The sequence below is a fragment of the Paraburkholderia franconis genome, from assembly GCF_009362735.1.
Taxonomy (GTDB): Bacteria; Pseudomonadota; Gammaproteobacteria; order Burkholderiales; family Burkholderiaceae; genus Paraburkholderia; species Paraburkholderia franconis.
Genome location: NZ_WHNP01000033.1, coordinates 1 through 22,700, shown reverse-complemented (window position 1 = coordinate 22,700; position 22,700 = coordinate 1). Strand labels below are relative to the sequence as shown.

Genomic DNA, 22,700 nt, shown 5'->3' with positions numbered 1-22,700 from the left:
GATAAGGATGGCAGGACGAGCGTCGGCTACTATGAGTAGTACTGCTTACATCACCAGAGAATAGAACTGGTCGGCGACAGTTCGGGCAATGCCGTCATCTTTCATCTGCTCCTTGCGAATCATATGCATGACCTCGATGCCGGACAGGATGATGCGCGCGCAGCGAAAATCCTTGAAGCCCATCATCGGCCTGATGATGCGTTTGATTGCGCGATGGTCCTGCTCGACCCGGTTGTTCAGGTACTTGACCTGCCGGATCTGGATGGGCGTTCCCCGTTCAGCGTTCAGCGTTCAGGGCCTCGAGTGCAGCCCGATTCGCGCCGCTCTTATCGATGGTGACGGTCTCAGGCTCGCCGTTGCGCCCGATCGCCTTCTCGAAGTAACGCCGGGCTGCGGTCTTGTCACGACGGGCGCGCAGCAGGAAGTCGACGGTGTTGCCGGCCTTGTCCACCGCGTGGTACAGGTATTTCCACCGGCCACCCACCTTGACGTACGTCTTGTCCATGCGCCAACTGGTACCGACCGGACGTTTGTGTCGGCGAAACGCCTTTTCGAACAGCGGCACGAGCTTGATGACCCAGCGGTGCACCGTCGAATGGTCCACGTCAACACCGCGTTCCGCCATCATTTCTTCGAGGTTGCGCAGACTCAGCGAGTAGGCCACGTACCACCGCACGCACAGCAGAATCACATCCACCGGGTAGTGCAGGCGCTTGAGCACTGTGCCGATGCCTGGAGGCAGCGTCTTCTTCGTTTTCGCCATTGTGTGGCCGCCAACCATGTTGGGGTGGCGAATCTTACCGCAGCGCCTTACTGCGACACTACCCAATTCACGGCGCTAAACGCGAGCGCAAAAGGGCTCAGCTAGCCGCAGCGATCTCTGCCGAGAAACGCCGCGACTGCCCCTGTCAGCGCTATGCTGCGCAACTCCTCCGGCGATGCCAGACGCGCGGCAATAATCTCACGATTATCGAGCTGCAACTCGGGTATGCGATCGAGGTGCAGCTCGAAGTAGTGCACGCGGTCTCTGCGGCCGTCCCACGTGCCGCAGACGCTGCCCGCCGGGACCAATGGGTACGAAGAGAGACCAATCTCCTCCTCCATTTCGCGCTGCGCCGCTGCATCGGGCGTCTCACCTGGCCGGATGCTGCCACCCGGAAAACCCCACTCGGCGCGGTACGATGACTTTACGAGCAACAGCGCCTGCCCGACGTGGATTGCTACTAGCGCACCCTCATGGCGAGGCCGTCGAACGTGCCACCAGGCGCGAGCGAGCGGAAATCCGAGGCGAAGCACGATGCGCCAGACAGAGTCGACAAGCACAGCCGCTTGGGCTCGCTCAAGGCTCGGCATGAGGTTTCTCCTTTCCATTCATGGTCAGAGGATCGTCCAGTTCGCCGCGCTCGAGCGGCCTGGATCAGTCAGCGTCTGTCATACGATTGTTTGTGAACCGTAGTTTATCCGGAGGCTGCTCGCTCTCGGGATAGCGATAGCCAACCATTCAAGGGCATATGTCGACCTGCCGTCGTTCCTGGCCCGACGAACGCCCGCAACGGCGGTGAGTGGCGGTGAGCGGCGGCAATTCGGCAACGCTCGCGCGGGACCTTCATTCACGATTGGACTGGATTATGGGCTGCACTCGCGCGATGGACCGGCATTCAAATCGATAATCAATCGGAGGGCTGAGCCTCGTCGAGGCGTGAGAGAGCAACCCGCGACATCAGAAGGCGTCCCTTCCCTTAGTCGATCGGACGGCCCGCCGTCTCGCGAATAAACGGCAAGGGCAGCAGCGAAACCAGCCCGCAACCGATCAGATACCACGCGGGTGCCAGCGTATTGCCCGAAAGTTGAATCAGCCATGTCGCGAAGAATTGTGCGAAGCCGCCGAAGATCGACACGCCGAGGCAATAGACAATCGACATCCCAGTCGCGCGAATCGCACGCGGAAACATCTCAGGCAGCATGACGATATTGGGCACCGCCGTGAATGCAACGAGAACGCCCAGCGCGGCAACCACAGCCAGTAACACTGGGACGGTGGGCACGGCATTGATGACGATGAACGCGGGGTACACCGCCGCAATCAGCAACGCGCGCGAGACCCACAGCACGCGCTTTCGTCCATAGCGGTCCGACAGCGAGCCAGCAAACGGCGAGCAGATCACCGTGACGAACGCCGCCGTCCACGACGCCCACAACGCGAGCGACATCGGCAGATGCAGGATCTTGATCGCGTACGTCGACAGATAGAACAGCACGATGTAATTTGCCGCCGTGCCGCCGATCGTCGTCACGACGCCCGTCGCGATCACGCCCAGATGCGTGCCGAAGATCTCCCGCACGGGCCGCGTCACCGCCGATGCCTCGATGGCCGGTGTATCTTCGGGCGATGCAGGCAGCGGCAGTGTTTCGTCGAGATGCCGCCGGATGTACACGCCAATCGGCCCCATCGCCATGCCGATCACGAACGGCACGCGCCAGCCCCAGCTTTCCAGCGCATGCGTCGACAGCATCGCCGCAAGCGCGACGCCCAGCAGCGAGCCCACCACCGTGTTCAAGCCCTGGCTCACGAACTGCCAGCTGCCGTAGAAACCGCGCGTGCGGTCGCTGCCATATTCCATCAACAGCGACGTCGATGCGCCGATCTCACCGCCCAACGCGAAGCCTTGAACCAGCCGCGCGAGGATCACGAGCGCAGGCGCTGCGAATCCGATCGATGCATACGTCGGCGCGAAGGCGATGATCGCGGAGCCGAGCGTCATCAGCCAGAGCGTGAGACTCATCGCTGCCTTGCGCCCCGCCCGGTCAGCATACGCGCCGAGCAGCACGCCGCCCACGGGCCGCATGATGAAACCGACGCCGAACGTGCCGACCGCGAGCATCAGTTGTGCAAGCTGCCCTTCGACGGGGAAATACAGCTTGCCGATAATCGTCGCGAAGAAGCTATAAATCGTGAAGTCAAAAAATTCGAGGCCGTTGCCGAGCGTGATTGCGGCAATCGCTTTCGCGTGGCTCACGTGCTGCGGTTGAGCGTCGCTCGTCGACGCGTTGCTGTTTGGCGTGGAAGCCGATGCGGCGGTGTATGTCATGTCCGTCTCCCGAACGCGTCAGGCCAGAAACGCCTGCACAAGACGCACCCAGTAGGCGGCGCCCGTCGCGAGGCAATCGTCGTTGAAGTCGTAGCCGGGGTTGTGGACCATGCAGCCGCCTTCGCCGTCCCCGTTGCCGATGATCAGATACGCACCCGCGCATTGCTCGAGCATGAACGCGAAATCTTCGCTGCCCGTTAACGGCTGCATGTTGTCGATCAGTCCATCGTTGCCGACCCACTCGCGCGCCACCTGCGTTGCGAAGGCGGTCATCAGCGCATCGTTGACGAGCACCGGGTAACGGCGCTGATAGTCGATCTCGGCGCGCGCGTTATACACGGACGCCTGTCCGTGAACGACTTCCTGAATGCGCGTCTCCAGATAGCCGCGTACGTCAGGCTTCAGCGCGCGCACGGAGAGACGCATCTCCGCCGTTTCGGGAATCACGTTCGGCGCTTCGCCTGCGTGAATTGCGCCGACGGTGATGATCGCCATGTCGAGCGGCGCAACGTTGCGCGACACGATGGTTTGCAGCGCCAGCACGATCTGCGAACACACGACGACGGGATCGACGGCCCTGTGCGGCACCGCTCCATGACCGCCACGCCCGGTCACTTTGACGATGACGGTATCCGACGACGCCATGAAAGGCCCCGGTAAAAAGCCGAACTTGCCCGTCGGATGACCAGGCATGTTGTGCATCGCGAACACGGCGTCGCACGGGAATTTGCTGAAGAGGCCATCTTCGATCATTTTCTTTGCACCCGCGAGGCCTTCTTCGGCGGGCTGGAAGATCACGTTCAGCGTGCCGTCGAACGAGCGATCCTGTGCGAGGTGCTTCGCCGCGGCGAGCAGCATCGCCGTATGGCCGTCGTGGCCGCATGCGTGCATTTTGCCGGGCAGCTTGCTCGCGTATGGCAGGCCGGTCTGCTCGTGGATGGGGAGTGCGTCCATGTCGGCGCGCAGGCCCAGCTTGCGCTCACCGCTGCCGACTTTCAGTTGCCCGACAACGCCCGTTTTGCCGAGCCCGCGCGTCACGGTGTAGCCCCATTCGGTGAGCTTCGCGGCAACCAGATCGCCCGTGACGTGCTCCTCGTAAGCCAGCTCGGGATGCGCGTGAATCTGGCGGCGCAAGGCAATCATTTCTTCTTCGAGACCGGCAATGCCGGCGGGGATGACCATCGTATTCACGCTGCTGTCTCCTTGGTAATGTGAGACCAGCATAGCCAACTGCTTTTTTGACGGGCAGACGGGAAACGGTTACGGTGACAACCAACAGTTGCCACTTGTGATGCCACACTGCCTGCAACCGACAAATGAAACTGCATCAACTCACCACGCTCGCCGCGATCGCCGAAACGGGGAGCATCCGTGCCGCGGCACGTCAGTTGGGCCTGTCGCCCGCTGCCGTCACCAAGTCAGTGCGCGAACTCGAAGCCGATTTGCGCGCGCCGCTTGTGATTCGTGGCGCATCCGGCGTCGCGTTCACTGAATACGGGCGTGCGCTCGTCGTGCACGCGCGGCTCGTGCTCGGGCAACTGGCGCGCGCGGAAGCGGAACTGGAAGCGATGCGCGGTGCGGCCGCGGGCAAGCTGTCGGTCGGCGTGACGCCGTGGCTTGCGCTGACGTTTCTGCCGCAGACGGTCAACCGATTCAAGCAGAAGATGCCCGATGTGCAACTCGAATTCTTCGAAGGGTTATTGGCCGTCGTGCAGCCGCGTCTGCGCGACGGCAGCCTCGACTTTTCGATCGGCCGTCCGCCGCCAGCGTCGCCGCAATCGGAGTTTCATAATGTGCCGCTTTTTTCGACGCATTCAGCCGTGGTCGCGCGACGCGGGCATCCGCTTGGCGAGTGCCGTACGCTGCATGAACTGCAGGATGCCGAGTGGGTGTTGAACTGGGACCCGGCGAGCCGGGAGTCGATGGCCGACAACCTGTTCCGCAAGCGGGGGATGAAGGTGCCTCATACGATCCATCTCGCGCATTCGTTCGCGATCGTGTTGGGCCTGCTTCAGCAGACCGACTTCCTCAGCATCTTTCCGTGGCCGCTCGTCGAAGTGAACATCGCGAAAGAGAATCTGCGCGCGTTGCCGTTGCGCGAGATCGTCGATGAGACCATCGTGAGCATCACATCGCGGCGCGGCGTGCCCGTCAGCCCTGCAGGTGCCTGCTTTATCGAATGCCTGCGCGAAGTGATCGACGCAGGCGCGCGGTCGCAGGATGCCGGCAGCCGCCGCCTGTTTCACTCGATCGAATTGCTGTTCTAGACGCGGCACCTGATCGGCGGCCGCGCTGCGTTGGCACGGCAAACAGACCAGTCGTGCGCGATACCCGATGTTCAGATGCCGGCATCGCTACGGCGGATGCGGGCTGCTTTCACCCATTCGTGACTCGGCGGCTACAGACGCCGCAGCCATCCGCGCGTCGCGGCGTGAGTGGACTAGCCACGCACGCAGGTGAACGACGCCGCGCTATTCACATCGCCCGCGCCGTTATAGCCAGGCCACGTCGGATACTGGCACAGTGGCCGGGTGCGTCCCGGCACGCCCGCCGTATCGGTGACGACCTGATGCACCGGCGGTGTCCCGTGCTCGACCCAGTTCTCCAGCGCCGTGAGCGAGTCCCACGATGCGTTGAACTCGGTGCCTACCGCGTGCTGCAAGCCCGGAATCTCATAGAAGCGTACGAACGACTCGACGGCACCAAAACCCATCGTGAACAGCAGGCGCTGATAGTAGATCTCGGTTGCCCGCGTGCTGACGGTCTGATCTATGGTGCCGTGCGCCATCAGCAATTTGCCGCCGCGCCGCATGAAGCGCGTCAGGTTTGCGTCGGTCGGTTGAATCCGCCTTTGTATCGACGATCGCATTTATCTCTCTGCCGCGGGGTTTCCTCATGACTAGCCGCCACTGAATCGGCGATTGACGCCGCGGCTAGCATGGCTATGGAGAAGAGGGCGGCAGTTCGCGTGTTTCATCTCTTTTTGCTTTGTTCCGCAGGCATGAGGCTGAAATGGGAAAGAACAGAAACGAAGGTCAGAGCGGCGGCGTGAATATTAGCGGGAGCGTAGGGTCTGTAAGAGGCGACATCGTGGGCGGCAACAAGGTTGTCAGTCCATTGGCCGCAACTGAACTCGATGACGCGCTTCGACCACTGGTCCAAGCGATAAGCGCCGCGCCACCCGAAACGCAGTCGGAGGCTTTTGCGAAGCTAGAGGAGTTGAAAACCGAGGTCGCAAAGGGTAAGGACGCCAAGGACAGTTTGGTCGCCAGACTTGTGGATGGCCTGGTTGGGCTGGTGCCGGACGCGGCGAGTGCGGTTGTGAATACCTTTGCCACGCCCATTCTCGCGCAGATTGGTGGTGATGCGGCTGCCTTCGTACTTGACAGGCTGCGGGGAAATTAGCGGTGATGGTCGCATCGAACAATGGCCAGCAAAGGAAATCCGCCGGTCGGACTGGTGGGGTCAATATTTCCGGCCATGTCGGAAAAGTCGGCGGAGACATCATTGGCGGCGACCAGACTTATAACATTAACCTCACTATCGTTCAGGAAATCAGCAACGAGAGTCCGCCGGATCTGATGAGGCTAGTAGAGATCGCCTCAGGGCGGACACCCGTATCCAGCGAGGATCAACGCCGAGCACCGATATCTGGGTTGGCGTCCCGGCTGCATATTCCACCAGCCGTGCTCACTTCACTTTTTAAAGTCATCGACGAGCAAAAAGTACGGCCCAAAAACGTCCCTGCCCGCCTGATCGAGATCACGCAGGGGTACAGGCGCACAGAGGCGACCATTGTCTCGCTGGAACTGGACAGCCGGTATGCGGCGGAACTGAAGCACTGCGTAGAGCGCATGCTGTCCAAAGGGCTTTTCGCCGAAGCGCAAAGGGAGCTCGGTCAAGCGGCGAATAATGAAATCATGGCAATGGCTCAGGCCCGCGAGCGAGCGCGAATCGCCGAGGAGGACGAGCGTCGCGCCACGCTAAATGCTGTCAAGCTGCTAGCCGAACAGGCCAACGTAGCCCTGATGCAGTTGGACTACGACGATGCTGCGCGCCGATTTGCAGAGGCATCGGAACTTGTCTCGAGTCATCCTTCGCTCAGATGGGCTTGCCTGGTGCGTGCCACGCTCGCTCTTGGTCTGGGACAAGGTGTGGACGGTGACGTACTTCCGTTCATGAGCGACCTCGCTCAGCGGGGTGTTGATTTTGGAGACGTCTGGAATCTGGTGGGCTGCCCCAATGCTAACGAGCGCCAGATGGAGGTTCCTGTAGATGCGAGCTTGGGTGCGGCGTGTGACCTGATTGCGAGGGTCCGGCAAGGCTCGGCCTGGACCGGTCTTAAGGGGCTCGCGGAGCTTATGCAGGAATCTGGGAAGCGGCTTCGATCCGCGCCCTGCCTGCTCGCAGCATGTGCGGCGCGGGATCACCTCGCGAACATGACTGAGGCCAACACCACTTCCGATCCGATCGATATTAGCGGCGACCTGGAAGACCTCGGGGATGCACTCATCGAGCTGGCCTTGGTAACCGGTTATCGAGAGGTGGCTAGCCTCGCTCACGAGAGGTATGCGACGGCTAGCTCCGTGTGGCGTGCTGGACCAGCTCAATCGAGGCTCGACGAAAAATTAACGTTCGCAGGTGGTCTCGTTAGCCGTCTTGCGTAGCTTGACCATGTCTGTATGCGTCCCGATTCGGATCGGCAGCCGCCATCTCGTTCCGCGGCATTCTAAAAGGCGATCCACGGCTTCTGCGTTGCCAGTGACGGGCGACAAGCGGCCAGGTAGCGTCGTTCGTTTTTCGAGTCGTTCGGACATTCAGACGGCTGCCCCGCCCAAGCAAACGGCCATTCGACCGCGCGTCATGACGGGTCAACTGGGCAGCGCGCCAATCGCGTCGCTCGTCCGCTGCATGCTTCAAATGGCGACTAGCGTCATGCGGGTGGCGATTCGGCCGGTTTCAGGTCGTCCAATAAATCACGCTTCGATTGGCATATAAAGAGCAAACCAGCCAAAGTTCTCGCGTGCTTCGAATTTGTCTGCGGTGAAGCGCGAAGGGCGCCTTCTGGTTCGCGGCGTACGAAGAGGAGACTCAGCGGCGAACTGCAAAACCCGGGGATCGTGCGCTCGTTTTTCAGGCATCCCTCTGTCGCCTATAGTTCTGATCTATGAGAGCAATTGAACGCACGTGACCCGGGCGCGACTCGGGTGTAAAGCGGCTTGAGTATGGCATCGATCGCGAACGGTCCCGAGCCACTGAAAAGCAGAGCGATCAGCCCGGCGACATACAGCGCATCCGTCTCATACCCGGGTGGCCCGAATCGTGGAACCCCATTCACGACGGACATCAGCTTGATCGACGTGAATCCGTATTGCAGATGCACGGTGAAGGTTGCGACGAGCAGCACCACGATCATCGGCACCGCGACGAGTGGCACAAATGCGCCAACCAGGATCGCAAAGCCGCCTAGCAGTTCGACGACGATGGTTGCCCACGCCATCAGATGCGGCGCCGGCACGCCGAGCGCATGCAGGATGGCGGCGAAGTTCTCGGGATGCTTGACGAGTTTCGCGTATCCATGCGCCATGAAGCCATAACCGACGATGAAGCGGATCGGTAGCGGCGAATAGCGGGTCAAGCGTGCGACGAGCCATGACGGATCGAATACGGCAAGAAGGGAGCGGAGGCTGTTCATGAGCGGACGTGGATAGCTGTAAAGAAAAGAGGCGCGCTTCTCTGGCGGTTGCGCGTCTGGCGAGCGGCGATGTGCAACGCTCATTCAATACATCGACGGGATATCGGATGCGGTTACAGCGGGACATAAGTTCTTCTGACGGATGCTGTGCCAGGATCGACGCGTCAAGCTACAGCCTGCGATCAGCGATGGGCGCGCGCCCGCGGCCGCTCACCACCGCATCATCCGACGGCCGAGCAGTGCGCCAGCCAGCGTCGGCGCCGTCATGCCGAGCAGATACCACGTCGCCCAGAATGGCACCTCCATCTCCGGGCAGCGCAGGCAGTACACAAGCGCGCCGATGGCGCCGGCGAGCAACCCCGTCGCCGCGCCGGCGAGTTCGGGTCGTGTCGGCGCGAGGCTGCGCATCGCTCGCAGCAGCACGAAAAGGGCGGGAGCAGATAGCAGCGCAATGTGCAGCGAACACGTTCGCCATGTATGCCCGAGGATCAATGCGCTGCGTGCATCGGCGGGTGCGGTGAACAGCGTCGCCAGTGCGACGAGCCATACGGCCATGAATGGCGTGAGCAGCGCATGCCAGGCGCGTCCGACGCGCACGCCAGGTTGCGAAAGCCGCGACGCAATGCATGCGGCGGCTATGGTGATCGACAGCGGAAGGGCGACCTTGAGCCAGAACATCGTCATCGCGAGTCGTGTGATCAGCGAATGAACGGGTATGCCGCCCGGCACGACGAACGCGAGCAGCAATAGCGCGGCAACGACGCTGAATGCGACGCCGCTACCAAGCCGGCCCACCACCGCCGATCTCGACGGCGCGCGCGGCCCATCCGCAAGCATGGCGATGAAATCGTCAGTCTTCATCGGTTTTCCTCCTGATTTTCGCGGCAAGCGCTTTCAGGCCGCGATGCACGCCGACCTTCACGGCCGATTCGGTGAGCCCAGTCCTGGCCGCCGTTTCGGCGACGGAAAGCCCCCATAGCCTCGTGTGCTCGATCGGTTCTCGCTGACGCGGCGGCAGCGTCGCCAGTAGCCGCGTGAGGTCGCGGCGCGCTTCGAGCGAGTCGAGCGGCGATGCGCCCGTCACATCGACGTCGTCGTCGAGTGGCTCGAACAGTTCGCCACGACGCGCGTTTGCGCGGAAGTGGTCGGCAAGCTTGTACCGGACGATCGCGCTGATCCACGCGGTGAGCGGCACGTCGGGACGGAACGTGTCGAGCCCCTTGTGCACTGCGATCAGCACTTCCTGCACAAGGTCCTCGACATCGGCATCCTGGTGCCAAAGATGCTTGCGCAGGCGCGTACGCAGATGTTTCGCCAGTTCGCCGAGAAAGCGTCGATATGCGTGCTTGTCGCCAGCGATCGAGGCCTCGAGCAGCGCGGTGAGCCGCCGCTCGGCGTCCGACGCCGTGCCGGTTTGGGTGCCGCGCGTGGTCTGACTACTGTCGTCGGAAGCAGTTGGCACCATGGTTGCGAGCGTCGCGATCATGCCGGCGGCGCATCGGTGGAAAACCGTGCCGACGCGTGAAAGCGCGCAGGCTGGCACGACCCATCGACGGTCACGAAAGGCGAAAGAGGACGGCGCATGGCAGTGAGATGATTAAAAAGGACCACGCCCGCTGCGCGTGTGTTTCGGGGACTGCGCCGCGAAGCAGAGCTATTAATGAGTAGATCGGTCCAATGTGCGCCGTGGTTACACGCGTTGTCCGATTCATGCGCGAAAGAAAAAAAATCCCGCCGGCCGGATGTACCCGGCGTCGACGGGAAAAGGCCGCATGCCTTGGCGGCGCGCTCCAGGAGATCCGGCGGACAGTGCGCGTCAGAACCGATGCCGCAAACCGATGCGACCGACGGCCTGATAACGGTTCGATGACGGCGAAACTCCCGCGATATTCGCGACTGCGCCATGTCCGCTCGAGTCGCGCCCGTTCGCAACCTGATAGTCGAGTGCCGCATAGAGATCGGTGCGTAACGACAGCGTGTAATTGACGCCCGTGCTGAACTGGCTGTAGTTGGCGCCGCCGACCGTATCGGAGACATGGCTGCCATGCAGATAATCGAAAGCGACGCCCGCGAGCAGCTTCGGCGTGACGTGATATTGCAGGCTCGCCTCGACGTTGTTGAAGATCGCCGAACTGTTGCCGAGCGCGGCAATGCCCGCGAAGCGCACGTTCGACCAGTTCGCGCCGAGAATCGCATCGCCGAGCGCATATGTCGCCCCTGCGCCAATCACGTGATATGCGTTCGCGCTCGCATAGCCGCTGACCACGGGCGTGCCCGTCAGTCCGTTCGCCGTCGCCGTGTCGGACGGATTGCTGCCGAAAAGCGACGTGGACGGATTACGCGCCTGCAGATACGCGGCGCCTGCCGTCAGCGGTCCGTTGTGATAGCCGCTGCCCACGGAGAAAATCTGATTCCGCGCAACGGAGCCCGCGACGCCACCGAAGCTGTACACGCCGCCGAACGTGAAGCCGCCGTAGTCGTTGCTCGTGTACTTGACCGCATTGTTGGTGCGCCGGCTGTTGTTGAAGTTATCGATATCGACGGGATGCGCGCCATGCGCGGTGCCGACATTCGAATCACCGAATTCCAGCTTGCCGACGTAATCGACCACGCTGTCGTACTGGCGGCCGAGCGTGAGCGTGCCGAACGGTCTGCTCTCGATGCCGACGAACGCCTGGCGGCCGAACTCCGCACCGCCCTGGCCGAGCCGTCCATTGTTGAGCTCGAAGCCGTTTTCCAGCTGGAATAGCGCGGTCAGTCCGCCGCCGAGTTCCTCGCGACCTTTCAGGCCCCAGCGTGAGCTGTTGAGGCCGTTGGTAGCGTCGAGTCTGTATTGCCGCGCGCCCGGTGAGCCCGCCGTGGTCGGCGCATTGCTGATGGCCTCGAAGCCTTCGTCGATCAAACCGTACAAGGTCACGCCTGACTGCGCGTGGGCCACCGTTGCAATCGGCAGCGTGATGGCGCAGGCGATGAGCATTCGCTTCACGGATGTGTTCTCCTCAAGTTTTGACTGTGTTCGTGTATGAATGGGCGTGCGCGCATTCGCGTCGTGACCTGCCCAACGACGCATGATTGAAAGCGATCACAAGAGGTAAATCGGCGCAGACGGCGCAATCGTTACGAACCGCTTTGCGACGTTGCGCGGTTATCCGTGTTGCGCGATGTCGGCGGATTTTGGGCGCTATCCGGTGATGCGTGCTCCGACGCACCGCTCGACAGGTTGTGCGTTCGGTAGCCGGTTGCTGCGGCAGCGGATTGGCGTTCAGGCCGCGTCATCAGGTGGCGTTGGAGCCTCGGCGGGAACGCGGCCGGGTCGGAGCCCCGGGTCGGAGTCGTTAGGCGGGTCGTCGAGCGTGGCTTGCTGCAAGGCAAGCGCGGCACGACGGATCGGCACGGAGCGCCTTCCGGGTCGAGCAGAGCAGAGGGGTTCGTCAACGGTGTGACGAACCGGCGGTCATGTATGCAAGCGGGCGTGCAGACCGGCCTGATCGCTCAGCGCGCAGGCGCTTGCCGCCCATCGGCAACGCGCGTGGCGCCGACGATTGCGCCATCGGGCGCTTCGAGCAGTACCGCCATGTGTTCGCCGGCGACGGCGTTCGCATGCAGCGTGAGCGGCGCGCCGGACCACTGGCCAATCGGCGCGAAGCTGCGCACGATGTTCGATTCAGTGAGCGTCTGGCCTGCGTTCTCGCCGCGCCCAATCGGCGTGACGTGGCGTGCATCGTAGCCGACGAGCAGTACACGCGCGCGTCCTCGCCCAGGGCCGATCGACACCGATACGCCGCTGCCTTCGCGAGCGGCGTTGACTGTCGCGGCCGTGACGCCCGTGGACCTCGCATCGTCGATGGCCGAGCTGGCTGCGCCGCGATTCGAGCCGACCACTTCGGCCTTGCCGTCAATCACCATTTCCGGCGTGTACGCAAAGTCGCGGGACCGCTTGACGTATTGCACCTGCCGTTCATCGACGGCTTCGAACGAAAACGGGTCTTTCCAGCCAAGCTGATTCCAGTATGTGACGTGAAATGCCAGTGGCAGCACGTCGGCGCGCGTGTCGCTCAGCTCCGACAGATAGCGGTCGGCCGGCGGGCATGATGAACAGCCCTGCGACGTGAATAGTTCGACGACGACGGGACGCGGCCCGGCGGCGAATGCATGCGATGCAAGCAGCGCCGCGGCCCCGGCGCAGATGACAGCGAGAGAACGGGCGAACATGTGCTGACTCCAGATGGCGACGGTATCGTTAGTTCGATTGCCGGCGCGGGAGGTTACAGTTGATCCGTTCCCGGCGCGTCAGGTGATTCGCGTCGGTCGCCGTTGGCGGTGTCGTCAGAGAAGAAGCCGAGGTACGCCGGCGTGTGCGCGGACTGTGGCGCTTCGGCGGCCGTGTTGGCCGTCGCGCCGATCGAGCGCAGCGTGGCAAGCGTCGTCGAACGATTCGTGATGACATGCCACGGATGCGGTGAACTCGGCTCGGCATCATCGACGTGCGCGCTTGCATGTTGCGCCGCTTGCAACGCGGCCTGCAGGCGCATGCGTTGCGGCGCATAGACAGCGAAGCCTTCGTTGGCGAGCGCAGCGGTGTCGTAGCCGAGCAGCATACATAGCTACGCCTTGCCGACGCGGTCGCGCCGGTCCGCTTCACGCGACTGCGCGATGAGGGCTGCGGTGTCGGGATCGACAAGCCGGCCCGCGCGCATCAACAACGGATGGGTGCCGGACCACGCATCGGAAGGACATGCCTTCGCGGAGGGATCGAGCGGCACGAACGGATTGATCTCGACTGGATAGATGCGGCACACCCGGGGGCGCTGGTCGTGGGCGCTGCACGCAGATGCGGACATGGGCCTGTGAACGCTGCGACCAGCGTCACCGCCACGCGCACCGGTCGCACGCCGCTATGCGCCGCGAAAGAGCGTCGGCGCCGGTGCTGCGCGAGCGCATCGGCTTCGGGCGGATCTTGCGGCCAGACGATGGCGTCGCAAAACAGCTGCACGTCACCGCCGCGGGCGATCCACGCGAGCGCTTCGTCGACGGCGAGCGGCAGGCGCAGGTCATGGCAGCAACGACCGCACATCGTGCATGAAAAATGAAGGGACATTTCGCGAATTGGTGCGCGGCAGAGTAGTGGTTCAAGTTAATTCGTTGGCCGCACGACAACGGTTACACGTCGACAGTCGATTGGCTACGATGGGAGACCATCGCGGTCAGCTGCCGAAATAGACGTTGCAGAAGCTGACGGGTCCGACACAGTCGTCTTGCGACGTGGGATGAGTCTGCATCGGCATCTCCGAGGCGGCCGTCGAAGCGCCGGATTCCGTGCTCCCGTTCGCTTGCGTGCCGACGCCGCCGTCGTGCGAGTGCATCGCGCGCATCTGCTCGACCTGATGCTGATAGACGGGGCTCACGTCCGGATACGACGCGTCGGTCACGAACGCCAGTCCGTTCTGTTGCGCTTCAAGCAACTGTTGCCGCACCTGCTCGCGCGTCAATCCCTGAGCATGCGCAGCGCCCACATAAGCGGCTGAAGCAAACGAAAGCATCACGATACCGACGCACTTGCGAACTCGCATGGTCCTGTCCTCCTTGCAAATGATTGTTGGGGCGACATGCGCGGTGTCTCGAATCAACGCCCGCCTGTGACGCGTTGCGCCGTCTTTGGCTCGATCAGGCGCGCATGTCCCAATGCGCTGCATGCGCAGCGCGGTGTACTTTGTTGCGGTTGCAAAGAGTAGATCGGGGCGATCGAAGCGGTGGTTACATCATGCGTGGGAAGGCAACGACGCGAGGAGAGGTAATGTGCAACGCGGCAGATCCTGTCACGCGCGCGGTCGCGGGACGATAGCATCGATACGATGTACGACAGCGCGCGGCCGCGTGCATGCAGCGCGCACCGTCGAATGCGTCGGCTATTGAAGAAGTGCGTCGCCTGCGCCACCGCGCCTCCCGCGCGGATCGCCGCTGCGACGAGCGCCGCCTCGGTAAGCTGCGCATCTGGTGGCGTTGATGCGCGGCTGTCCGTTCCACATCATGGTGCTATCGATGCCGTCGATCGCGATGGTGATCTGCGCTGTAGAGGCCCGGTGCCGATGCGGCCGCACGCAGCGGGCGCGTTCGTTGCTCTGTTGTTGAGCGCAATATTCACGATGGCCTATTGCCTCATTGTCCGGCAATGGGGCACGCGTGCCGGGAGCCTCTGCGTTGCACCGCAAATGACATCGTTATTGCGCTGGTTGTATCTGCCGCCTAGCATTGAGACCGATGACCAGCCGAGTTCGCAAGTGACCTTGAAGGGCTGTTCGTGCAACAGCACGGCGGAGCGCCGGAGGAGAAGTAGCAATGGGACTATCGTGGCAGCAGGGCCCGCTTTCGACGGGAGCAATCGGGCGGTTTCTGGTACCGGGCGCACTACCCGCGAGACTGTTGTACGCCGAACCGTTGCGGCGGCGAATGCGTGTGCGCTTCGGTGGAACGTGGATCGCCGATAGCGAGGACGTCGTGCTTCTGTTCGAACCGGGCCGATATCCCGTGGCCTATTTTCGGCAAGCCGATATCGTTTCGGGCGCCCTGGAACCAATGGACCGCACGACGCAACACGCCGACCTCGGTCCGAGTGCCTGGTTTGTCGTGCGCGCTGGCGAGAGGATCGCGCAGCGCGCCGCCTGGCAGCACACACGTTTGCCGCCCTGCGCGAGTGAGCTGGAGGGACGCGTCGCGTTTGCCTGGCGGGCGATGGATGCTTTCTACGAAGAGGACGAGCGGATCATCGGCCATGCCGCTGATCCGTACCACCGCATCGATATCCGGCAGACTTCGCGAAAGCTCGTCGCGAGCCATCAGGGACGCATCATCGCCGATACGACGCGGCCGCTCGTGCTCTATGAGTCCGGCTTTGCGCCGCGCTGGTACGTTCCGCGCGCCGACATCGACGAGTCCGGACTGAAGCCCGCCGCCAACCAGACGTTCTGCCCCTATAAGGGGATCTGCAGCTACTACGACATCGGCGACGCGCGACTGGCCGCATGGTATTACCCCGAGACGTATCCGGAAGTGCGCCGCATTGCCAACATGGTGTCGTTCGAGCCGGATGCCGTCACCGTGCATCTCGACGGGCGACAACTCCATCTGGAACCGGGGCAGACCGTGATTCCGCACGGGCCCGATCGCGAGCTCACTGTCGACGAGGTGCTGCCCGGCCGCCAACAGTAACGCGTGGCGCGCGATGGCGGGCTCGCCCGCTGCGGAGGAGGAATATGGCTCGGCTGCTATCGGTGAACGTCGGACTTCCACGCGATATCGAGTGGAAAGGCCGCACTGTGCACACAGGGATCTGGAAGAACCCCGTACAAGGGCGCTGCTTCGCAGCACGCCTGAATCTGGCGGAAGACGGCCAAGGCGATCTGGCGGGGCATGGCGGCGAGCAGCGGGCCGTGTTCGTTTACCAGATCGAGTCGTACCGGTACTGGCAAGCGCAGTTAAAGAGAAATGACTTCGTGCATGGCCAGTTCGGCGAGAACTTTACCGTCGAAGGGCTGCCCGACTCGGCCGTGTGCATCGGCGACCGTTATCGGATTGGCGGTGCGCTTTTCGAGGTGACGCAGCCCCGCGTGACCTGCTATCGCGTCGGCATCCGGACGAACGAGCCGCGTATGCCCGCGTTGCTGACATCGAGTGGAAGACCTGGCTTCTATCTGCGCGTGCTCGAGGAAGGCGAAGTAGGCGCGAACGACGAGATCGTGAAGGTGGGTGAGGCAGACGAGCGCATGACTGTCGCGGAGATCAACGCGCTGCTGTATTCGTCGGACCATCCGCGCGAAAAACTCGAACGCGCGTTGCGTATCGCAGCGCTTTCACCCGGATGGCGCTTCTCGTTCGACGCATTGCTGAAAAGCGGCATGAACGGCGCTGCGAGCGGCAACGCCGGGCTCGTGCCTGCAGTAGCGGCGCATGCGGCGCCGCCGGGATTTCGACCGCTCACCGTATCGACGATCGAGCAGGAATCGGCAGATGTCGTTTCTTTCACGCTGAAGAGCAAGGATGGTCTGCCGCTGCAACGAGCGCTGCCGGGCCAGTATGTCGTGTTGCGTCTCGATCCGACTGCGGGCGGTCCGCCGCTATTTCGCAGTTACTCGCTCTCCGGTCCGCTCTCCACGCAGACGTATCGGATCAGCGTGAAGATCGAGCCCAACGGAGTGGGCGGAACCTGGCTGCGGGAGCACGTCCGCGTGGGCGATACGCTCGACGTTAGCTCGCCGCGTGGAAGTTTCGTGCTGCAGCCCGGTGACGGACCTGTGGTGCTGCTCAGCGCCGGAATCGGCGCAACGCCCGTTCTCGCGATGCTGCACGCGCTCTCGTCGGAATGCTCGACGCGGCAGGTGTTGTGGCTGCATGCGGCACACGACGGGCGGCATCATCCATTTTCTGCCGAGGCGCGACGCCTGATGCTCGCGCTGCCCCGTGGCCGCAGCTATGTGTGTTATAGCGCGCCCACATCGCACGATCGGGTCGGCAAAGATATCGACGCTACCGGGCATCTGTCGCAATCGGTCCTGAAAGAAGTCGGTGTCCCGCGGGAGGCGGACGTTTACCTTTGCGGACCGACGCGTTTCATGGCAGACATGAAAGAGGCGCTGACGGCGCTGGGCGTCGTGCCGCAGCGCGTTCACGCCGAAATCTTCAACGGTGCAGAGCCGTTGAATCCAGGTATCGTTGATGCGTCAGCGCACGCGCCGCATCCGCCCAAAGACGACGCAAAGGGCGGTCCACTCGTATCGTTTGCGCGCAGTGGCATCGCGGCGCATTGGAATGCCTCGGCTTATCAAAGCATTCTTGAGCTGGCCGAGGCGTGCGACGTGCCCGTGCGGTGGTCTTGCCGCACGGGCGTCTGTCACAACTGCGAGAGCGGACTAGTTTCGGGTCGCGTGGCCTACGAACCTGATCCCCTCGATCCACCCGCACAGGGCAATGTCCTCATCTGCTGCGCGCGGCCGCAGGATGACGTGGTGATTGATGTGTGAGCGGCATCGTGCGCGGATCATCGCGCGAGGTAGCCGCGTTCCTGCAGAGTCCACATGTTGCCGTCCGGGTCGGTGAAGTCGGCGAATGTCGCATAGTCGCGCCGCTCTGGATCGAGCCCCTCGCTCCACCCGCCGGACCAGGACAAATGCCCTGGGCGTTCCCGAACTGGCCGAAGTCGATGGCGAGGGGCCCGAGGTTAGAGATCGTATTGCCTTGACGATCCGGCAAAGAACGGCTGCCTACTGGCTGAACAAATTTGCGGAAACCGACACGTGTGTGGTTCGTGTCGTCGACCTTGCAGAGGCGGCTGCGGATACGCACTTCACGCAACGCGGCGTGTTCGACAGGACGGTGCGACTCGCCGATGGAGCCACGATCCCCGCGCTGCCGGTGCCCGTTGACAGACAGTTCCGCTCCCGGCAGGAAACACTCGATGCACCACGGCTCGGCGCGGACGCTGCGTCATTCCAGACATATGCGAAAAAAGGCGGTGAACTATGAAGGCCGTTGTAGTGCGTAAATTTGGAGAACCCGGCGAAGTCGAAGTCACGGATCTTCAGGACCCTGAGGTCAAAGACAATAACGTTCTCATCGATGTCCGTGCTTCCGCGATCAACTATCCGGATCTGCTTGTGATCCGGGGGAGGTACCAGAACTTGCCGCAATTGCCATTCACGCCGGGAAAGGATGCAGCGGGTGTGGTGGTGACAGTCGGACCGTCCGTCCGTCATATCAGGCCGGGCGACCGCGTCGTCGCTCATATGGAATATGGGGCCTACGCGTCTCGCGTTCTCGTGCCGGAAGACAGGTGCGAGATCTTGCCGGCTGCGATTCCTTTCGATGATGCCGTGGCGATGGGGTTGCCATTCCAGACCGCTTTCTTTGCCTTGATGGAACGCGCCCGGTTCGCCGCTGGCGAGATGGTGCTTGTGACGGGAGCGAGCGGCGGCGTCGGTTCTGCGGCGCTGCAACTTGTGCGGGCACTTGGCGGGAAAGCGATCGCTGCGGTGAATCGTACGCAACAGGCTGAGCAGGCGCTTGCGGATGGTGCGTCGCATGTTATCGATCTGTCGATGCCGGACCTCCGGGAAGGTCTGCGTCAGCAGGTGTTCGAAGTAACGAAAGGTCGCGGGGTCGATATCGTTCTGGACACGCTAGGCGGCGATGTGTTCGGTGCCGCCCTCAGAGCGTTAGGGTGGTGCGGAAGGGCAGTCGTGATTGGTTTTGCAGGTGGCCAGATCCCTCAGATCAAGGCGAATTATCTTCTGGTGAAGAACATCGAGGTATCTGGTTTGCAATGGAGCGACTATCGCGACCGGCAGCCGAAGCGGGTAGGCCTGGCGCAACAGAAGTTGCATGACCTTCTCGAACAAGGATTGATTCGTCCGCGCATTGCGCTACGGTTGCCCGCCGATAAGGCGGCAAACGGCCTGGAGGCTGTCGATACGCGTGCCGTGACGGGGCGTGTGATTCTTCACTTCTAACGGAGAAACACCGATACGAAAGCATCCAGGCATTGTTATTAATTAGATATACAAAATAATAATTTTTTAATCTTAGGAGACACACCATGAAATCGTCATCGGGATTGAAACGTTGGGTATGCGCACATCTGGTAGCGGCATGTTTGCTCACTGTCATAGCCGGCACCTGCGAAGCAGCCGACAAGGGGAATGCAGAGCCGTTCAGGATCGGCGTGATTGTCGACATGAGCGGCGTGTACTCGGGGATTGGCGGTGCGGGCGGAGTGGCGGCCGTCAAGCTCGCTGCGCAGGACTTCGGCGGTACGGTGCTGGGCCGCCCGATAGAAATACTGTCGGCGGATTATCAGAACAAGGTCGATGTGACTGCTACGAAGGTGCGCTACTGGTACGACCAGGACGATGTTCAGGCCGTGCTCGAATCCACTGATTCCGCATCGGCACTCGCGTTGCAGAAGCTCGGCGTCGAGAAACGGAAGATCACAATCTTTGCAGGCTCGGCCACGACAGAACTCACGGGCAAGCAATGCTCACCTTATGGCGTTCACTATGTATACGACACCTATGCCCTTGCAAATGGAACGGCACGCGCACTAATGCAGGCAGGCTACAAACGCTGGTTCTTTCTAACGGCCGACTACGCATTCGGCAACTCACTTCAGAGCCAGGCAACCCGGGTCGTGCAGACGATGGGCGGCGACGTAGTGGGTTCTGTGAAGCACCCATTGTCCGCGTCAGACTTCGCTTCATATCTGATGCAGGCACAGGCTTCAAAGGCTCAGGTAGTCGGTCTGGCCGACGCAGGGCGGGATACGCAGAATGCAGTCAAACAGGCGGCGGAATTTGGCCTGTCGCGCAACAACGTTGTGGTCGCGCCATTGCTGATTTTCGACAGCGACCTGAAGGGAATGGAGCTGAAGACGGCACAGGGGCTGCAATTCACCACCGCGTTCTACTGGGATCACGACGACCAAACGCGGGCGTTTGCCAAAAAGTTCTACGCGGTCACAGGCAAGATGCCGACGATGGTCCAGGCCGGCATGTACTCAGCGACGATGCATTACCTGAGCGCGGTCCGGTCGTCGGGAACAGCCGACAGCGACAAGGTGATGGCAAAAATGCGTGCGACGCCCATCAATGATTTCTTCGCGAAGGATGGGCGTATCGAAGCAAATGGCCTTATGGTGCACAACATGTATCTCGCGGAAGCCAAGAAGCCATCTGAATCGAAAGGCGAGTGGGACCTGCTCAAGATCCGCTCCGTGATTCCGAAGGATGAAGCCTTCGAACCGCTCGCAGAAAGCGGCTGCTCGCTTGTCAGGAAATAGGCGCACTCAAGTTGACCGTGCTACGGCGCAAGCCGGGCGGCCCGATGGGGACCGTCACGGCAAGCGCCGTCCGTTTGGTCAAGCAATACCTGTAGGCAGTACAAAACTGGAGACTGTAATGGAATCTGTACGCGTCAACGAATTCGGGCAAATAGCGCGAGAAGAGCCGATTGACGAGAAACGAAAAAACGCCATCAAGGGCGCGGTGTTCTCGGAATTCATCGACATGTTCGATATCTATCTTCCGGTGATCATCCTCGCGCCGATCCAGTCGTTCTTTTTGCCGGCGCACGTGTCCAGCGGGCATCAGGCGATACTCGAGTCACTGGTGTTCATAACCACGTTGCTTGGACGTCCTCTCGGTGCGTTGCTGTTTGGCCGCATAGCAGACCGCGTCGGTCGTCGCGCAGCCTCGATTCTCTCTGTCAGCGGGTTCGGTGTCGCAACCTTCCTGATTGCGTTGATACCCGGTTACGAGTCAATCGGGATCGCGTCGTACTGGATTCTGGTGATCCTACGTTTCATCGACGGCATTTTCCTTGGTGGCGGATACACGGGCGCATTGCCGCTTGCCATCGAATATTCGAAGAAGGAGCAACGGGGTCTGGTAGGTGGTTTGATTCTCGCGGGATTCCCTGCAGCTTATGTGGCAATCAACCTCATTGCGATGGTCATGTTCGCGCTGTTCCCCGTAGGCGGCCCGCAGTCTACCTATGCACAGTGGGGTTGGCGTATTCCCTTCATGATTGGTGCGTTCATGGCGGCGCTTCTGGCGCTCTACTACGTGCGCAAGGTTGCGGAATCCGAGGTGTGGGCAGGCAAGTCAGCAGGTAAGCCGCAAGCGACATCCGCCAGCCGCCTCGTCAGTGGACCCGCACTGCGCAATCTTGTTCAGGTCCTGCTGATGATGACGGGATTCTGGCTTACACAAAACATCGTCGGTCTGTTCCTTCCCACTGGCGTTTTGTTGAAGACGCTGCGCCTTACAGCGCTTCAGATGACAACGACGCTCATGCTGTCCTACACGGTACTCTGTTTCAGTTATGTGGGAGCAGGCATGTTGGGGCAACGGATTGGCCGCCGCACGATGCTTTCCGTTGTGGGCGCGTTGTCGGCCACGTTGGGCGCCGTCTTGCTGTATTTGCTCATTGGGGCGACTGGAGTGGCACTGCCCGTTGTCGTGCTGATCGTATGTGGTCTTGCGATTACAGTGAGTTCGGCGTGGGCCGTGATCGTCACATATATCAACGAGCGGTTTGCAACGGGCATCCGAGCGACAGGTTTTGGCGTCGGCTACAGCCTGTCAGTGATATTGCCATCGTTCTACGCGTTCTATATGAACTGGCTCGGTTCCGTGATGCCGCTGCGCTATGCTCCCGTCGCGTTGTTGTGCATTGGCGGTGCGATTGCGTGTGTCGGTGCGCTCATCGGGCCGGAGACAAAGGACGTCGACCTTTAAGCTCGATGGGGCGCACTTGCCGGCGAACCGCGCCTGGCCTTTCGTGCCTGGTCCAGCATGAACTCGATGAACTTGCGGTCGCATGCGCGTGGTGGAGATTCGACATGTACAGCATGTACATGTTCGTGCCAAAAATGCTGAATCGCCAATCCGTCACGCTGGCCAACGAAGTGGAGCGATCCCGACTGGGCGTTAGCGGCCATAAAGAGACGGCTGCGTCCCGAACACGAATGACGGCTGACTGTGCAAAACCAGCCCGTCGCACTTCACGTCGGCGGTACCCCTCAAGGGCTGCGCAGACGGGCGGGCTGCCCGGACGGTGCCAATGACGCCGTGACAGACACCCCGGGGTGACGGGAAGGCTGGCTGGGGCAAGCCCTCCCATGGTGCTGCCTCAATGTGCGGAGACGGAATCGAGCCCGGTCGATCTCACTTCTGCCTGTACATCGGGTGCTGCGAGATAGTCGAGGAGCGCCTTCGCTTCCTTCGGATGCTGCGCGCCGACGGGGATGCCGGCGGCGAAGCGCGTGACGGACTGCAGAGACTCGGGAATCTTTCCGACGAAGGTCGCGCCCTGGACGGGCAGCAGCTCGCTCACCTGCTGGAAGCCGATTTCGTAGTCACCGTTCGCCA

General features: G+C 61.8%; 23 protein-coding genes and 1 pseudogene. 10 read left to right on the top strand and 14 right to left on the bottom strand.

The window, feature by feature from the left end; all coding sequences use genetic code 11:
* Window positions 1-45 precede the first annotated feature (45 nt).
* The 4 genes from GCT13_RS28795 to GCT13_RS28780 all read right to left on the bottom strand — a co-directional run bounded on the left by GCT13_RS28795 (window position 46) and on the right by GCT13_RS28780 (window position 4,280).
* A protein-coding gene (locus tag GCT13_RS28795) for an IS6 family transposase (RefSeq protein WP_407670873.1) occupies window positions 46-763 on the bottom strand; the annotation gives its coding sequence in 2 pieces (ribosomal slippage) (window positions 46-279 and window positions 281-763; 717 coding nt in all).
* Between the two features lie 101 nt (window positions 764-864).
* Complete coding sequence (locus GCT13_RS28790) at window positions 865-1,353, bottom strand: NUDIX domain-containing protein (protein WP_152763860.1); 489 nt, start codon at window positions 1,351-1,353, stop codon at window positions 865-867.
* A gap of 386 nt (window positions 1,354-1,739) precedes the next feature.
* Window positions 1,740-3,089, bottom strand: coding sequence for an MFS transporter (locus GCT13_RS28785; protein WP_152763858.1), 1,350 nt, complete (start codon window positions 3,087-3,089; stop codon window positions 1,740-1,742).
* Between the two features lie 18 nt (window positions 3,090-3,107).
* A complete protein-coding gene (locus GCT13_RS28780; RefSeq protein WP_321574678.1) occupies window positions 3,108-4,280 on the bottom strand; it encodes a M20 aminoacylase family protein in 1,173 nt (390 codons plus the stop codon).
* A 125-nt stretch (window positions 4,281-4,405) separates the two neighbouring features.
* Here GCT13_RS28780 and GCT13_RS28775 point away from each other — a divergent pair, with 125 nt between their 5' ends.
* Window positions 4,406-5,356, top strand: a complete 951-nt coding sequence (locus GCT13_RS28775; RefSeq protein WP_152763856.1) for a LysR substrate-binding domain-containing protein — start codon at window positions 4,406-4,408, stop codon at window positions 5,354-5,356.
* A 173-nt stretch (window positions 5,357-5,529) separates the two neighbouring features.
* Here the strand turns inward: GCT13_RS28775 and GCT13_RS28770 are convergent.
* Window positions 5,530-5,934 (bottom strand): annotated as a pseudogene (locus GCT13_RS28770) (tannase/feruloyl esterase family alpha/beta hydrolase); the annotation flags it as partial.
* 167 nt (window positions 5,935-6,101) lie between these two features.
* On the opposite strand from GCT13_RS28770, the gene GCT13_RS28765 reads away from it, so the two are divergent.
* Window positions 6,102-6,494: a hypothetical protein gene (locus GCT13_RS28765; protein ID WP_152763852.1), complete on the top strand. Its 393-nt coding sequence runs from the start codon at window positions 6,102-6,104 to the stop codon at window positions 6,492-6,494.
* Window positions 6,495-6,499: 5 nt separating this feature from the next.
* Window positions 6,500-7,756 carry a hypothetical protein gene (locus GCT13_RS28760; RefSeq protein WP_152763850.1) on the top strand — a complete coding sequence of 419 codons (1,257 nt, stop codon included), beginning with the start codon at window positions 6,500-6,502 and terminating at the stop codon, window positions 7,754-7,756.
* Between the two features lie 485 nt (window positions 7,757-8,241).
* Here the strand turns inward: GCT13_RS28760 and GCT13_RS28755 are convergent, their stop codons facing one another.
* From GCT13_RS28755 to GCT13_RS49580, 7 genes are all read right to left on the bottom strand, one after another.
* Entirely contained in the window at window positions 8,242-8,784 is a 543-nt protein-coding gene (locus GCT13_RS28755; protein WP_152763848.1) for a DoxX family protein, read from the bottom strand.
* A gap of 210 nt (window positions 8,785-8,994) precedes the next feature.
* Complete coding sequence (locus GCT13_RS28750; RefSeq protein WP_152763846.1) at window positions 8,995-9,645, bottom strand: DUF1109 domain-containing protein; 651 nt, start codon at window positions 9,643-9,645, stop codon at window positions 8,995-8,997.
* Window positions 9,635-10,270, bottom strand: a complete 636-nt coding sequence (locus GCT13_RS28745) for a sigma-70 family RNA polymerase sigma factor (RefSeq protein WP_227747059.1) — start codon at window positions 10,268-10,270, stop codon at window positions 9,635-9,637. Before GCT13_RS28745 ends, GCT13_RS28750 begins: the two co-directional genes overlap by 11 nt.
* Window positions 10,271-10,600: 330 nt before the next feature.
* Window positions 10,601-11,770, bottom strand: a complete 1,170-nt coding sequence (locus GCT13_RS28740; RefSeq protein WP_407670872.1) for a porin — start codon at window positions 11,768-11,770, stop codon at window positions 10,601-10,603.
* Window positions 11,771-12,276: 506 nt separating this feature from the next.
* Complete coding sequence (locus GCT13_RS28735) at window positions 12,277-12,996, bottom strand: DUF1223 domain-containing protein (RefSeq protein WP_152763843.1); 720 nt, start codon at window positions 12,994-12,996, stop codon at window positions 12,277-12,279.
* Between the two features lie 53 nt (window positions 12,997-13,049).
* Window positions 13,050-13,382, bottom strand: a complete 333-nt coding sequence (locus GCT13_RS49585; RefSeq protein WP_227747058.1) for a hypothetical protein — start codon at window positions 13,380-13,382, stop codon at window positions 13,050-13,052.
* Between the two features lie 6 nt (window positions 13,383-13,388).
* Entirely contained in the window at window positions 13,389-13,625 is a 237-nt protein-coding gene (locus GCT13_RS49580) for a hypothetical protein (protein ID WP_227747057.1), read from the bottom strand.
* Between the two features lie 83 nt (window positions 13,626-13,708).
* Here GCT13_RS49580 and GCT13_RS49575 point away from each other — a divergent pair, with 83 nt between their 5' ends.
* Window positions 13,709-13,867, top strand: a complete 159-nt coding sequence (locus tag GCT13_RS49575; protein ID WP_227747056.1) for a hypothetical protein — start codon at window positions 13,709-13,711, stop codon at window positions 13,865-13,867.
* Between the two features lie 121 nt (window positions 13,868-13,988).
* Here the strand turns inward: GCT13_RS49575 and GCT13_RS28725 are convergent, their stop codons facing one another.
* Window positions 13,989-14,324 carry a DUF4148 domain-containing protein gene (locus GCT13_RS28725; protein WP_407670875.1) on the bottom strand — a complete coding sequence of 112 codons (336 nt, stop codon included), beginning with the start codon at window positions 14,322-14,324 and terminating at the stop codon, window positions 13,989-13,991.
* Between the two features lie 796 nt (window positions 14,325-15,120).
* Between GCT13_RS28725 and GCT13_RS28715 the strand changes: the two genes are divergently transcribed.
* The 6 genes from GCT13_RS28715 (at window position 15,121) to GCT13_RS28685 (ending at window position 22,067) form a co-directional block, all read left to right on the top strand.
* A complete protein-coding gene (locus GCT13_RS28715; RefSeq protein ID WP_152763839.1) occupies window positions 15,121-15,990 on the top strand; it encodes a DUF427 domain-containing protein in 870 nt (289 codons plus the stop codon).
* A gap of 44 nt (window positions 15,991-16,034) precedes the next feature.
* Window positions 16,035-17,798: an MOSC and FAD-binding oxidoreductase domain-containing protein gene (locus tag GCT13_RS28710; RefSeq protein WP_152763837.1), complete on the top strand. Its 1,764-nt coding sequence runs from the start codon at window positions 16,035-16,037 to the stop codon at window positions 17,796-17,798.
* Window positions 17,799-17,883: 85 nt separating this feature from the next.
* Complete coding sequence (locus tag GCT13_RS28700) at window positions 17,884-18,300, top strand: CoA transferase (RefSeq protein WP_152763835.1); 417 nt, start codon at window positions 17,884-17,886, stop codon at window positions 18,298-18,300.
* Window positions 18,297-19,283: an NADPH:quinone oxidoreductase family protein gene (locus GCT13_RS28695; RefSeq protein ID WP_152763833.1), complete on the top strand. Its 987-nt coding sequence runs from the start codon at window positions 18,297-18,299 to the stop codon at window positions 19,281-19,283. The genes GCT13_RS28700 and GCT13_RS28695 overlap by 4 nt, the downstream gene beginning before the upstream one ends.
* Window positions 19,284-19,369: 86 nt before the next feature.
* Window positions 19,370-20,608: an ABC transporter substrate-binding protein gene (locus tag GCT13_RS28690; protein WP_152763831.1), complete on the top strand. Its 1,239-nt coding sequence runs from the start codon at window positions 19,370-19,372 to the stop codon at window positions 20,606-20,608.
* 118 nt (window positions 20,609-20,726) lie between these two features.
* Window positions 20,727-22,067, top strand: coding sequence for an MFS transporter (locus tag GCT13_RS28685; RefSeq protein WP_152763829.1), 1,341 nt, complete (start codon window positions 20,727-20,729; stop codon window positions 22,065-22,067).
* 394 nt (window positions 22,068-22,461) lie between these two features.
* Here the strand turns inward: GCT13_RS28685 and GCT13_RS28680 are convergent.
* On the bottom strand, window positions 22,462-22,700 hold a 239-nt coding region (locus GCT13_RS28680; protein WP_193727782.1), incomplete at its 5' end, for a substrate-binding domain-containing protein.